Origin of the sequence: Mesorhizobium sp. M0571 (genome assembly GCF_040320985.1) — a bacterium.
In the GTDB taxonomy this organism is placed as follows: Bacteria; Pseudomonadota; Alphaproteobacteria; order Rhizobiales; family Rhizobiaceae; genus Mesorhizobium.
This window is the reverse complement of record NZ_JAMYQT010000004.1, coordinates 1-12,842: the sequence shown is the minus strand read 5'-3', so window position 1 is coordinate 12,842 and position 12,842 is coordinate 1. Positions and strand designations below refer to the sequence as shown.

Annotated in this window: 9 protein-coding genes; 7 read left to right on the top strand and 2 right to left on the bottom strand. The window is 61.8% G+C overall.

Annotated features, from left to right (window positions below; translation table 11 throughout):
- The 3 genes from NKI85_RS06450 to NKI85_RS06440 all read left to right on the top strand — a co-directional run bounded on the left by NKI85_RS06450 (position 1) and on the right by NKI85_RS06440 (position 2,831).
- Positions 1-999: an ABC transporter permease gene (locus tag NKI85_RS06450; RefSeq protein ID WP_352468851.1), complete on the top strand. Its 999-nt coding sequence runs from the start codon at positions 1-3 to the stop codon at positions 997-999.
- Complete coding sequence (locus tag NKI85_RS06445) at positions 996-2,177, top strand: ABC transporter permease (protein WP_352529918.1); 1,182 nt, start codon at positions 996-998, stop codon at positions 2,175-2,177. The genes NKI85_RS06450 and NKI85_RS06445 overlap by 4 nt, the downstream gene beginning before the upstream one ends.
- 174 nt (positions 2,178-2,351) lie before the next feature.
- Positions 2,352-2,831 (top strand): class I SAM-dependent methyltransferase, encoded by a 480-nt coding sequence (locus NKI85_RS06440; RefSeq protein WP_352529920.1) that lies wholly within the window; start codon positions 2,352-2,354, stop codon positions 2,829-2,831.
- Between the two features lie 39 nt (positions 2,832-2,870).
- Here NKI85_RS06440 and NKI85_RS06435 read toward each other — a convergent pair whose 3' ends face one another.
- On the bottom strand, positions 2,871-4,286 hold the full coding sequence (locus NKI85_RS06435) for an adenylate/guanylate cyclase domain-containing protein (protein WP_352529922.1): 1,416 nt from the start codon (positions 4,284-4,286) through the stop codon (positions 2,871-2,873).
- A 205-nt stretch (positions 4,287-4,491) separates the two neighbouring features.
- On the opposite strand from NKI85_RS06435, the gene NKI85_RS06430 reads away from it, so the two are divergent.
- From NKI85_RS06430 to NKI85_RS06420, 3 genes are all read left to right on the top strand, one after another.
- Positions 4,492-5,316, top strand: a complete 825-nt coding sequence (locus NKI85_RS06430; protein WP_352529924.1) for a hypothetical protein — start codon at positions 4,492-4,494, stop codon at positions 5,314-5,316.
- Between the two features lie 74 nt (positions 5,317-5,390).
- Entirely contained in the window at positions 5,391-5,915 is a 525-nt protein-coding gene (locus NKI85_RS06425) for a GNAT family N-acetyltransferase (protein ID WP_352529926.1), read from the top strand.
- A 195-nt stretch (positions 5,916-6,110) separates the two neighbouring features.
- Positions 6,111-7,496, top strand: coding sequence for a hypothetical protein (locus tag NKI85_RS06420; protein ID WP_352529928.1), 1,386 nt, complete (start codon positions 6,111-6,113; stop codon positions 7,494-7,496).
- Between the two features lie 87 nt (positions 7,497-7,583).
- On the opposite strand, the gene NKI85_RS06415 is transcribed toward NKI85_RS06420, so the two are convergent.
- Complete coding sequence (locus NKI85_RS06415; protein WP_352776408.1) at positions 7,584-9,356, bottom strand: adenylate/guanylate cyclase domain-containing protein; 1,773 nt, start codon at positions 9,354-9,356, stop codon at positions 7,584-7,586.
- Between the two features lie 242 nt (positions 9,357-9,598).
- Between NKI85_RS06415 and NKI85_RS06410 the strand changes: the two genes are divergently transcribed.
- Positions 9,599-12,842, top strand: a 3,244-nt coding sequence (locus tag NKI85_RS06410) for an adenylate/guanylate cyclase domain-containing protein (RefSeq protein WP_352776406.1), incomplete at its 3' end; no start/stop codon positions are given.

Sequence of the window (12,842 nt, the reverse complement as noted above, 5' to 3'; positions counted from 1 at the left end):
GTGCTTCGATATTTTGTCTGGCGCATCGCCGTGATGGTTCCAACGCTGCTGGTCATATCGGCACTGGTGTTCACGATCATCGAACTTCCACCAGGCGACTATTTCGACAGCTATGTTGCCGAGCTTCGGGCTCAGGGCGAAGCGGTGGATTCCGATCGCATCGAGATGATGCGCAAGGAATATGGTTTCGACCAGCCACCGGTCATTCGCTACTTCTACTGGGTCGGCGGGATGCTGCACGGCGATTTCGGCTATTCCTTCGAATATGAGCTGCCGGTTCGCGACGTCGTCGGAGACCGAATGTGGCTGACCGTGCTGGTTTCCTTCGTCACGATCATCTTTACCTGGCTCATCGCCTTTCCGATCGGCATGTACTCCGCCACGCATCAATACAGCTGGGGCGACTACGGCCTGACTTTCTTCGGCCTTCTCGGCCTTGCCATTCCGAACTTCATGCTGGCGCTGATCCTGATGTATTTCGCCAACATCTGGTTCGGCACGTCCATCGGCCATCTCATGGACCAGCAATATCTCGGCGAGCCGATGAGCTGGGCCAAGGCGAAGTCGATCCTCGCCCATCTCTGGATCCCGGTCTTGATCATCGGCACCGGGGGCACGGCAAGCATGATCCGGCGGCTGCGCGCCAATCTGCTCGATGAGCTACATAAGCAATATGTCGTGACCGCGCGCGCCAAAGGCCTTCATCCCTTCAGGGCGCTGGTCAAATATCCGCTGCGTATGGCGCTCAATTTCTTCATTTCAGACATCGGCTCTATCCTGCCGGCCATAATCTCCGGCGCCGAAATCACGGCGATCGTGCTGTCTTTGGAAACGACCGGGCCGATGCTGATCAAGGCGCTGCAAAGCCAGGACATGTATCTGGCAGGGTCGTTCCTGATGTTCCTCGCCTTCCTGACGGTCATCGGCGTCCTGATTTCCGACCTGGCGCTGGCGCTACTTGATCCGCGAATTCGTTTGCAAGGCGGCAGCACCAAATGAACACGCAATCGCCGCTGCCCGCTCCGGGTGCCCCACTGCAACATTACGTTTCCATCGAGCCCTTTGACCTGCAGTCGGTCGAGGCGATGACGCCGGAGCAGTCGAAGGTTTTTCAAGCGTCGCAGTTGCGGCTGATGTGGTGGAAATTCCGTCGGCACCGGCTTGCCGTTGTATCCGGCATATTCCTGGCAGCGCTTTATTTCGGGATACTGATCTGCGAGTTCCTGGCGCCCTACGATCTGCACACGCGCAACATGGACTACATCTATTCGCCGCCGCAGCGGGTGCACCTGTTCCACAACGGCCAGTTCGTCGGGCCGTTCGTCTATGGCCGCCAGATGAGGCTGGATATGGACACGCTCAAGCGGAACTACATCGAGAGACAGGATGATGTTCAGCGGATCCGTTTCTTCTGCAAGGGCGACAGTTACCGGTTCTGGGGCCTGATCGAAGGTGACAGGCATTTTGTCTGCCCCGCCGAAAACGGCCAGCTCTTTCTAGCCGGCACTGACAGGCTGGGGCGCGATGTGCTCTCGCGCATCATCTATGGCGCACGCATTTCACTGACAATCGGCCTCGTCGGCATCAGTTTCAGCTTCCTGCTCGGCATTGTCATCGGCGGACTGGCCGGCTATCACGGCGGTATCTTCGACCTGATCGTTCAACGGATAATCGAAGTTCTGCAATCGATCCCCAGCATTCCGCTATGGCTGGCTCTGGCGGCGATCATGCCGATAACCTGGAGTCCGATCCTGATCTATTTCGGCATCACCGTCATCCTCGGGCTGCTCGACTGGACCGGACTGGCGCGGGCCGTGCGTTCAAAGCTTCTAGCCTTGCGCGAGGAGGATTACGTTCTGGCCGCGCAGTTGATGGGCGCCAGAAGCAGCCGCATCATCGGGCGGCATCTCATTCCCGGCTTCATGTCGCATCTGATCGCGACGGCGACGATCTCCATACCCGGCATGATCCTGGGCGAGACGGCGCTGAGCTTCCTCGGGCTCGGCCTGAGGGCGCCGATAACCAGCTGGGGCATCCTGCTCACCGAGGCGCGCAGCGTCAGCGTGATCGCGTTCTATCCATGGCTGCTTTTGCCGATGCTCCCCGTCGTTCTCGTCATCTTGGCGTTCAACTTCCTCGGCGACGGGTTGCGGGACGCCGCGGACCCGTACAAGTGACATCGCTATTCCGCCGCGCGCAGCGCCGCCGACTCTACCCGGTATGATCCTTGTCGGCAGCCTGTTTGCTTGTTGCAGTGTTCATCGTTCGCCTCTACACGCGGCAGACTCGTCGCGAAACGCTCTGGTCGGGGCAGTTGAGTCCGTGGACTGGTTCAGGACATACAATCGCACATGAGTCGCCTCGACAGTTTCATCCGGAGGATGACCGCACAGCGCGACATACTCGATCATGTCTGCGCCGAGGTGGCGAAGATGGAGGGGCCCGTGCTCGAGCTCGGCCTCGGCAATGGCCGGACGTTCCACCATCTGCGCGAGCGCCTGCCCGGACGCCGGATCGTAGCGTTCGACCGCGCACTTGCCGCACACGCCAGCTCAATTCCTGAAGCTGAAAACCTCGTGCTCGGCGAAATACGCGAGACGGCGAGCAGGTTCATTGGCATCGAGGCCGCTCTTGTTCATGCCGACATCGGCACCGGCTATGAAGATCGCGATGCGGTGACGTCTACCTGGCTTCCCGATCTGACCGCGCGCCTGCTTCGCGTCGGCGGCATCGCTGTCAGCGGCACGCCGCTCGATCACCCGCAGTTGCAACGCCTCCCGCCGCCGCCTTCGGTGCCCGCCGATCGTTATTTTATCTATAGGCGCGTGTGAGGGGCGCGGGACGCGCCCAAGTCTCCAGGGTCCAAGTCTTCAAGGGATCGTATATACTGCTATCTCCCGGTCAATGCCGCGCAGCGAGACCTCGTGGGGCACGGGCGTCAGAGCGTTCCTGTGCAAGAGATCGGCGGTGAGATTGTCGTCGACCACCGCCCGAGTGGCGAAGATCGCCTGTGCGTTGGCAAGGTTCTGGACCCGCGAAGCAATGTTGACCGTCTGGCCGAAATAGTCCTGTCGCTCGTTCATAGACACGGCGATGCAGGGGCCGGCATGGACTCCGATCTTGAGCAGCAGATCCTCGCGCCCGCTCTTGTCGTTGAGCGCACGCATGGCATCGCGCATCCTGAGGGCCGCAGCCATCGCACGATCAGGCGTCGCGAAGGTCGCCATCACCGCATCACCGATCGTCTTCACCACCGCGCCTGCCTCCGCCGCGACGATCTCGTGCAGAACTTGGAAATGCTCGCGCACGAGATCGAAGGCTGAAAGGTCGCCCACCCGCTCGTAAAGCGCGGTCGATCCGCGCAGGTCGGTGAACAGGAAGGTCAGGCTGGTGATCTTCAGGCGCTGGTTGATGTCGAGCGTATCCGTGCGATAGAGATCGCGGAACGTCTGGTTGGTGAGCAGGCGCTTGGCGGTCAGGAAGGGCCGGCGTTTGCCCAGCAAATCATGCAATGCCTGGCCGGCGATGAAGACCGTCGGCAGCACGCGGGTGTCGGTCCTGTTTTCCAGCGAAATGCGCATCGGGCCGGGTTGCATCTCCAGCGTCTGGCTCTGGACATGGTCGCGGTCGAAGACCAAAGAGAGGCTTCGGCGCTCCTTTGTTGGTTCGCCCTTCCCGTCGATGAACTGCGCTGAATGGGTGACCGGCTCGAAGACGATGATGAATTCGGACGGAAGCTGTATGGGCAGAACCGCCCTTTCACCGGGCGCAAGCTCGATATCCTCCAGCGAGAACGCTTCCATCTTTTTCGCGAAATCGTCTTCCGGCAGATCGACGCCGGACGCCCAGTAGATCTGGCGGAAATATTCAACCAACGGCAGTTCGTGTGGATTGTGGGCGGCAATCCTGCGCACGCGGGGACTGACGGTGAATGTCACCTCGACCATCTCGTCGAGGGTCGGCGAATAGCCCTCGGAGCACAGTGCGCAGGTGTATTCATCCTTCTGCAGGGTTTTCAGCGTGGCGTTGGTGTCGAGCACGCCGCCACAGCCGGGGCACAGAACATTCCAAGAAATGTCGAAGATGCCCACCCGCGCCGCGTGGAGAAAGGCGCTTATGGCGCGTTCCTCGTCGAGGCCATGCTTGCTGGCGAAGGCTGGCGCATTGATGCGGCAAAGTTCGCGGTCCTTGCCCTCCGCGATGGTTCGCTTGATCGCGTCGATTGCCTGTGGATCGACATCGGTCGATTGCCGCAGAAGCGAGAACAGATCCTGAGCTTCGTTCATCGTGCAGGCTCCGGAAAATGCATCCCCGAGGCGTGTTGACCGGACCGGTCTTTGGTCCGAGTGCTCCATCTTACTTCGAAACGGACCGTACGGCCATTCGAATAGATGGGCCTGGTGACAGTTCAATTTCCATTCGGCGGATTTTCACAGGCCGCAAGCGGCACTATGATGGTCCATGGGGCATTCATCTTTGGGACTTTCTCCCATGCCAACATCCAACAACCCGCCATTTCCCGCGGCCCTGCGCCTTTTCTCTATGGTGGTCATCATCGTCCTGATCGTAGGCGCCGGCCTGTTTTTCGCGCCTGCGCTGGTCAAGCCGGGCTGGCCTTGGGCCGTCACGCCGTTCAATGCCCGCTTCCTCGGCGGCTTCTACACCGCCGAAATGGTCGTGATGGCGGCGCTGCTGGTCTGGAATCGCTGGTCGCCCGGCAGGCTCGTGCTCGTCATGGCCTTCATCTTCACCGTCATCGTGTCGGTGGCTTCGTTCATCAATCTCGGCTATTTCAACTTCGAGCGCAAAGCGCCCTGGCTCTGGTTTTTGGTCTATCTTGCTTCGGTCGCGGTATCCGGGCTGTTCCTGTGGCGGGCCAGGGCCCGTCCTTCTGCAAAAGGCGTGACCTTAAACCCCGCATGGCGTGGCTACATGCCGGTGGAATCGGCGATCCTTGGACTCTATGGCGTCGGCCTGTTGCTGTTTCCCTTGACGTTCAGCAGCATCTGGCCATGGCCGGTCGATGCCTTCCACGCTCAGGTCTACAGCGCCATCTTCCTCGCTGGTGCGGGCGGCATATATCTCGTCTGGAGAAACGCGCCGCGCGAGGAACTGCTGGTGCTCGGCTTGGCGCAGTTTCTGATTGGCCTGCTTGCCATCCTTGGCCTCGTCATCACCGATGCTGCGGTGCACCGGATCGACTGGACGGCGACCGGGACATTGTGCTGGCTCGCCCTTTTCGGCTGGATCGGCATCAGCGGCGTCTTCAAACTCTACGCCGCCTCCTGGTATTTTAGCTCGCAATCGGCATCATAGGTTGCAGAGACGGCTGGATTTTCAGGTGACGTCCGGTGCATCGTGCCGGGCCGATTGCCTTCGCCGGGAACGCCATGACCAGCACGACCTCGCCATCCTCCGAGAAAATCCAGCCGCAGCTCCGGTCCGTCCGGCCAAGCGATGCGGAGGCGCTTTGCGCTATCTTCAACATGCCGGGCTTCCGCTGGGGCACGCTCAGGATGCCCTTCGAGATGGTGGAGCAGGTGGAGCGGCGCATCGCCAAGTCCGGCCAGGAAACCACCTGGATCGTTGCCGAGTTGGACGGCAGGGTCGTCGGCCATGGCAGCCTGGTCGTGCAGGGTTCGCCACGCCGTTCGCATATCGGCGAGATCAATATCGGCCTTGACGATGCCTTTGTCGGCAAGGGCATCGGCTCTGCCATACTTGGCGCGCTGCTTGACGTGGCCGACAACTGGCGCGCCCTGAAGCGGGTCGAATTGACCGTCTATGCCGACAACGAACCGGCCGTCCGTCTCTACACAAGCCACGGCTTCGAGGTCGAAGGTCGGCATGTGAAGGCCGGTTTTACCGACGGGCAGTACCACGACCTCCTGAGCATGGCCCGGCTGCGGTTCTGAGATACGCTGTTTGGCCTTAACTGTTTAGCCGATCTAACAATTCGTGCCGAGTCGGCGAACAGGTGATTGCTCATGGAGAACTCCGTAGGATGCGGCCAATTTCGTCTCACCATTGACGATCTATGTGTGGGCCGGCCGCATCCAGCAAATCTGGTCTCCCTTGGCGTTTGAACCGCAAGCGGCTAGACGGGACCAATGACCGCCGTCTTTGATCCAACCCCTACGCCTCCGGCGGAAATTCTGGCTGTGCTGTCGCTGCTCTGCCCGGAAGTCGCGCGTGACATCGAGCAGAACTGGAATGCACCGGTTTCCGATTACGCCCGCCATCTGTGGCGGCCGGTGGCAAGGCCTGCATCGGGCCCGGCGATCGCTGCCCGCTCGATCCTGCGCGAAGTCCTGCATCAGCGCCTTGGTGTGATCATGCAGCCTGAAGAGATCGGCAAGGCCCTCGAAGAGTTCGAGCACAGACCGGTGATTCAGTCCGGCCTGCACTGCCTGCTTCTGATGGACCGGATCACCTTCGATGCCCTCCTGCTTGCCTGGCTCGGCGCGGTCGAAAACGGGCTGTCGGCCTTCTTCGGCTTCATGGGAACGACGATGACCATGGAGACAATTGGCCGGGAGGGGCCGGGATGGCTAGATGTCGGCGACGACAAGGTCAACCTGTTTGGCATGGGGCGGCACAAACTGTGCCGCAAAAGCGCCTGCGTGGCCGGTCCCGTCGCCCTCAACAAGCGCGCGCTCGAAGCGGTGGGCGATGAAACGGATGCCAGCCGCTGGCTGGGCACACTGCTTGCCAGCCAGGACAAGGTGTTTGGAACCGCCGCCGATGCGCTGACAGCCCTCAACGAGGATCTGGTCGCCAATTGGGATCGTTCCGGCATGGCCCTGCCGGTTTTCATCGATGATCGGCTCGCCGCGGCTGCCATGGCGCGGCATCTAGAATATGACGGCAGCCTTCTTTCCAGGCTGCTCATTGAGCCCACAAGGCGCCAGCGTCTCGAACGTGCCTTGCAAGAGGCCGCATCGAGCCCATTTGGCAGATTCCTGCCCAATGCCACGGCCCATTTCTGGGGCATCCGCGAGGAGCGCGTGCGCAAGCTCGTCCTCGAGAACGGGCACCTGATCGAGCCTGACAGGCCGCATGGTCTTTCCATCCCGTTCGAGCGGCCGCATCTCAAGCAGGCGCTGCTGGACGGCGTGCTGCTGCCGAACTTGTTCCTGATGTTCCTCGTCCTTGCTATATTGCCGCGCGTGCGGGTTGTGGGCGGCCTGAGACAGATTGGCTATGTAGCGCTTTTCCACTCGATCCTGTTGGCTGTGCTGGACGAGAACGCGCCGGAAGAGCGCGATCTGGCTGCGGAGCTGCAGGTTCGGGAAAATGCCTGGGGCATGCGGGTCATCGATGAAAAGATCTCGGTTCGCGAGCAGCTTGCCGGCCTGCCGGAAGGGGCGCTCTTCCCGGACCTGCTCCGGCAATACCGATTGCGGACACTTGCCGAGACGACCGACGACCTGAAGCTGGTTCGCGAAAACGCCCGATGGCGCAAGATCGGCCAGACAGAGATCAAGGCGACCTGAGCCTCACTTCAGGCCTTATTCCAGGTTGATTTTCTAGTGCGCAACCGCAAGCGACGCGATCTATCTAACCTGACATGGCCCCACCTGTCATTGCACGACACCGGCCTTGCGGAGCCCGTCCACCACGAGTTCGAAATCGGCAGGGTTCTTGTAGGGCAAGACTTTGCGACGGTATTCCAACGAATAGTCGGGATTGACGCGAAGCACCGCCTGCCATGCCGCGCGGGCCTCGGCGAAACGGCCCAGATGGCCGTAGCTGGCGGCCAGAAGCGCGCGCGAGACGTCGGTGACAGCGTTGCGAGCCAGCCGTTGCATCAAGAGGTCAACGGCCTCTTCGTACCTTCCTAGTTGAAACGAGGCCAAAGCCTGGAAGTGCAGAAGCACATCCGGAAAGTATGGATTCAAGGTCTTCCCCCGGGCGAAACTCTCGAGGGCTTCCTCGGATCTGCCCGAATAGTACAGCGCCTCGCCGAGGATGACGTGCCCTTCGGCGAAGTTCGGATTGAGGACTATCGCGCGCTCGGCCTCGTTGATGGCCCCATCGTGCCGTCGTGTGTACAGCTTGGCCATAACCAGCGCCCAGTGCGCCCAGGGATCGCTGCCATCCAGCGTTACCGCTCGCGTTGCGGCCTCTTCCGCTTGCGCCATCGATTCCGGCGGCGACGCACTCCACCTGTTCAGGTAATCGAGTCCGTGCGTGAGGGCGAGGAAAGCGTGGGCAGAGGCAAATTTCGGGTCCAGTTCGATGGCACGTTGCAAGAGGTCGCGGGCTGCGACGTTCGTCTCCTTCATCAGCCGGTGCCACAGCTCCCGGCCCCGCAGGAAACAGTCATACGCCTCCGTGCTGCGCGGGTGCTCGGGCGCCAGCCGCTGACGGTCACCCTCAGTCAGATTGAGCGCCAGCGCACCGACGATCTGCTGCGTCACGTCGTCCTGCACGGCGAATATGTCGGTCAGGTCGCGATCGAACCGCTCCGCCCAAAGATGGCCGCCCGAGGTTGCATCGATGAGCTGCGCGGTGATGCGCGCCCTGTTCCCCGACTTGCGTACGCTGCCCTCAAGTACATGCCGCACGCCGAGCTTCGTGCCCACCTCCTGCACATGCACGTTCTGGCCCTTGAAGGTGAACGACGAATTGCGTGCGATGACGAAGAGCTGCGACAGTTTGGATAGCGCCGTGATGATGTCTTCAGAGATGCCGTCGGCGAAGTAGTCCTGTTCGGCGTCACCGCTCATGTTGGCGAACGGCAGGACGGCGATCGACAGCTTCGGCGGCGCTGCCGTCGCCGGCCGGCTCGTCGCGGTTTCCGAGCTCGCGGCCGGCTTGGTCCCGGCGCTACCGACTTGCAGCGAATAGACCCGGATCGGCTCGGCGATGTTCTTGAGCTGCGTGCTGCCGAGATCGCTGACCGAGAGGTCGAGCCTCGCCTTGACCTGGCGATAGGCATCCTCGGACAGGCAGATGGCGCCGGGCGCCGCGACGCCCTCCAAACGCGAGGCGATGTTGACGCCGTCGCCCATCAGGTCGCCGTCGCTTTCTTCGACCACATCCCCCAGATGGATGCCGATCCTGAACTCGATGCGGCGGTGTTGCGGCACGCCGGCATTGCGCTCAACCATACCATTCTGAACCTCAACGGCGCAGCGCACGGCATCCACCACACTGCGGAACTCAACCAGCGCCCCATCCCCGGTGCGCTTGATCACCCGCCCGTGGTGCACTGCGATGATCGGATCGATCAGGTCGCTGCGCAGTGCCCGCAACCTCGCCAAAGTACGATCTTCGTCCGCGCTCGCGAGCCGGCTGTATCCGACCACATCCGCAGCCAGGATTGCAGCTAGCTTACGATTCTCGCTCATCTGTCCGTCTCCTCATCTCCACGATAGCAGGAAGACGGAGGGTAAGAGGGAACTTTCGCAAACGACGGCCACGCAGCCGCTTGAATCGGCAGCGCTCTGCCACCGGACCCACACGGATCGCTCGATGCCCATTTGCGCTGCCGCTTGCCGTTCGACGGCTATCGGTGCATCCTTGTGAATAGCCTGGCCGTGAAGTGCGTGGCGAGATCACGCCGTTACGGCCTCTAGTGAGGTCTTGTTCGATGGACTGCTCGGGCTGCGGTTTCGAGGTTGAGGGCGGTTACGCCTTCTGTCCGAAGTGTGGCAGGCGCCAGCCCGTGCCATGCGCCAGTTGCGGCTACCCCTGCGCACCTGATTTCGAGTTCTGTCCGAAATGTGGGGCAAGCGTCGGTGCGCCCGCAAAAGTCGTCGAACGGCCTGCTCCGACACCAAGCCGGACCATTGTGCCGCCTTCTCCAACTCCGTCGCTGCTTCCGAACATCGAAAGTGAAGAAGGGCTGCATCCCGTCTCAGACGCCGATCGCCGGACGGTAACGGTCCTGTTCGCCGACCTTTGCGGCTTCACGACACTCAGCGAGCAGCTCGACCCCGAGGTCACGCAAGCGCTGCAGAACGAACTGTTCAAGGAATTGACGGCGGCCGTGCGAAACTTTGGTGGTTTCGTCGACAAATTCATCGGCGATGCACTGCTCGCTTTGTTCGGTGCGCCGGTCGCGCATGAGGACGATCCGGAACGTGCGCTTCGCGCCGCTCTCGACATGATCGCCCGGACGGCGCGGCTCGGCGAAAGCGCCCCCCACTCCGGCTCGCCTCTGTTACTCCACATCGGCATAAACACTGGTCCGGTCGTCACCGGCGGATTGGGCATCGGCACCGCCAAATCCTATTCGGTGACCGGCGACACAGTGAATACGGCGCAACGCCTGCAATCGCTGGCCGCACCGGGTGAGGTGCTGGTAGGCGAGCTCACTCACAGGCTGACCCGGCATGCCTTCTCTTACGAGTCGTTGGGTGATGTCGTGCTTCGCGGCAAGGCTGGCAGTGTGCTCGTCCATCGACTGGATGCACCGCTTGCGGCGCCGCGTGCAGCGCGTGGGCTCGAGGCGCTCGGCCTCAGCGCGCCGATAATAGGTCGTGGTGCGGAGCTCCATAGAATGCTGGCGAGCCTTGACCAGGCGTGCGGCGGCTCGGCCCAACTTGTCCGCCTCGTCGGAGAAGCCGGTATCGGGAAATCGCGGCTGGTGAAGGAGTTCGTCGCCCGCGTCGGCGACGAGGATCGTTTTCGCAACGTCGCCGTGCGGCAGGCCACGTGCTCACCGCTGGGCGAACAATCATTTGGCGCCTTGGGCGCAGTGGTGCGCAGCGCTGCCGGGATGATGCAAAACGACAATGGGGACGAAATGCGGGGGAAGCTCGCAGGCTTGCTTACCGATCTCGGCCTGCAGGGCGAGGAGGCGAAGCGGCTGATGCCTTTGCTCTACCATGTGCTTGGCCTTGGCGACCCCGATGCCACCTTGCAGCATGTCGAGCCCGAGCAGCTGCGGCGGCAAATTCTCTACGCAGTCCGCACAATCATCGAACGGCGGCTTGCGTTGTCGCCGCTGCTGATTGTCGTCGAAGACCTGCACTGGGCCGACGCCGTGTCGCTCGAGGCACTACGTTTCGTGATGGACAGGTTGGAACGCACGCGGTTGATGTTGCTGGTCACGCATCGTCCGGCGCCGGACAGCGACCAGCTCGACTCAAGTCGGGTCAGTCACACAGCGCTCAGGCTTTCGCCGCTCAACAGTGACGACGGACGCAGCCTGCTGGCGGCGCTTTTCGGCGAGAGCTGGGTAAACTCCGCAGGAAGGCTTCCTGACCAGATCCTCGAGCGCGCGGGCGGCAACCCCCTTTTTGTAGAGGAGATCGTTCGCGGCCTTATCGATCGCGGTGTACTGATGCGCGAGGGCCAGCGATGGCGGACTGTGGCAGGCGAAGTCGCAACCGGCATTCCCGCCACTATCCAGGCAATGTTGCTTGCTCGCGTCGACCGGCTGCCCCAAGAGGTGCGCCGGTTGGCCCAGGAAGCCGCGGTAATCGGCCCGCGCTTCGATGCCACACTTCTGAAAACCGTGACAGCCGACCCCGGCCGGCTAGAAGCCGGCTGCGAACTGCTTTGCGATGCGGAAATCATCGAGGAAGTTGCCGGATCAGGCTCGGTCTCGTCGCAAAGCTACCGCTTTACGCAAACATTGCTGCAGGACGTGATCTACCAGAATCTGCTCCTGCAACGCCGGACCGACATCCACGGGCGGGTCGGTGCTGCCTTGGAGCAACTGTGCGGCGACAAGCCGGAACGGCTCGAGGATTTGACCGTGCTCGGTCATCATTTCGCACAGAGCGCCGAGCGGGAGAAGGGCGCGTATTACCTGCAGGCGGCGGGCGATCGCGCTCGCATGATATACGCCAACGACGACGCCCTTCGTTTCTACGAGCGAGCACTGACTGCGTTGGACGCGATCGGGCAAACACCGCTCAAACTGGCAATTGCAGAGCGCATTGCCGATTTGAGCGGCCCGGTAGGCCGCCGCGAGATCGCGCACCACCACTACGAGACGGTGTTGCAGGCATACCGCGAGTCAGCCAATCGTGTCGCTTCGGCGCGGGTTTTGCGTAAGATCGGTCGGCTGCTCTGGGACGTTGGCAAGCGGGACAACGCAGAATCCCGCTATGCTGAAGCGGCAGCGCTCCTCGATGGAGCGGATGCCCCGATCGAGCAGGCGCATCTGTGGCAAGAACGTGGCCGACAGGCGTTCCGTAGCGGAGATCACGCTCTCGCGGCAAAATGGGCAGACGCGGCGCTGGATTGCGTACGCACTCTGACAACGGAGAATGTCTCCGAGGTAGGGTGTGATGCCACTCTTGTGACCGCCGAGGCACTTAATACCAAGGCTGTTGCGCTGGCTCGCCTTGGGCGAAACCGTGAAGCCGTGCGTCAGGTTGAGCGTAGCATTGAATTGGCCGAAGCCGCCGGTCTACTGGGCGCGGCCTGCCGCGGCTACACCAATCTCGGCGTGCTTTACACGACCATCGATCCGGCAAAGGCGATGGAGGTCTGTCGGCGCGGTCTTGAAGTGGCGCGCCATATTGGTGATTTGGGTTTCCAGGCGCGCCTCCTCGCCAATCTGGCGGTCGCTTGTTGTACTTTCACGGATCGCTGTCCAACGGAGGGCGTGCCTGCTGCCGAGAAGGCCATCGAGATCGACCGGGCGCTCGACCAGCGCGAGCACCTGCCGGTGCCGTTGATCGTGCTTGGGCAGATCCACCAGTGCCACGGCCGTCCGGAACTGGCGGTTGGCTTGTTCCACGAAGCACTGGACGTGGCCCGCGAAACGGGTGAACCGCAACTGCTGTTTCCGTGCTATGATGGTCTTGCAACGCTTAATCTCGACCTCGACAATCTGGCCGAGGCCGAACGCTACTTTTCCCTGGCGCAGGGTATAT

Excerpts from the sequence above, each read along its gene's own strand:
- NKI85_RS06445 (WP_352529918.1), top strand. The coding sequence starts at position 996 with ATGAACACGCAATCGCCGCTGCCCGCTCCGGGTGCCCCACTGCAACAT.
- NKI85_RS06440 (WP_352529920.1), top strand. The coding sequence starts at position 2,352 with ATGAGTCGCCTCGACAGTTTCATCCGGAGGATGACCGCACAGCGCGAC.
- NKI85_RS06435 (WP_352529922.1), bottom strand. The coding sequence starts at position 4,286 with ATGAACGAAGCTCAGGATCTGTTCTCGCTTCTGCGGCAATCGACCGAT.
- NKI85_RS06430 (WP_352529924.1), top strand. The coding sequence starts at position 4,492 with ATGCCAACATCCAACAACCCGCCATTTCCCGCGGCCCTGCGCCTTTTC.
- NKI85_RS06425 (WP_352529926.1), top strand. The coding sequence starts at position 5,391 with ATGACCAGCACGACCTCGCCATCCTCCGAGAAAATCCAGCCGCAGCTC.
- NKI85_RS06420 (WP_352529928.1), top strand. The coding sequence starts at position 6,111 with ATGACCGCCGTCTTTGATCCAACCCCTACGCCTCCGGCGGAAATTCTG.
- NKI85_RS06415 (WP_352776408.1), bottom strand. The coding sequence starts at position 9,356 with ATGAGCGAGAATCGTAAGCTAGCTGCAATCCTGGCTGCGGATGTGGTC.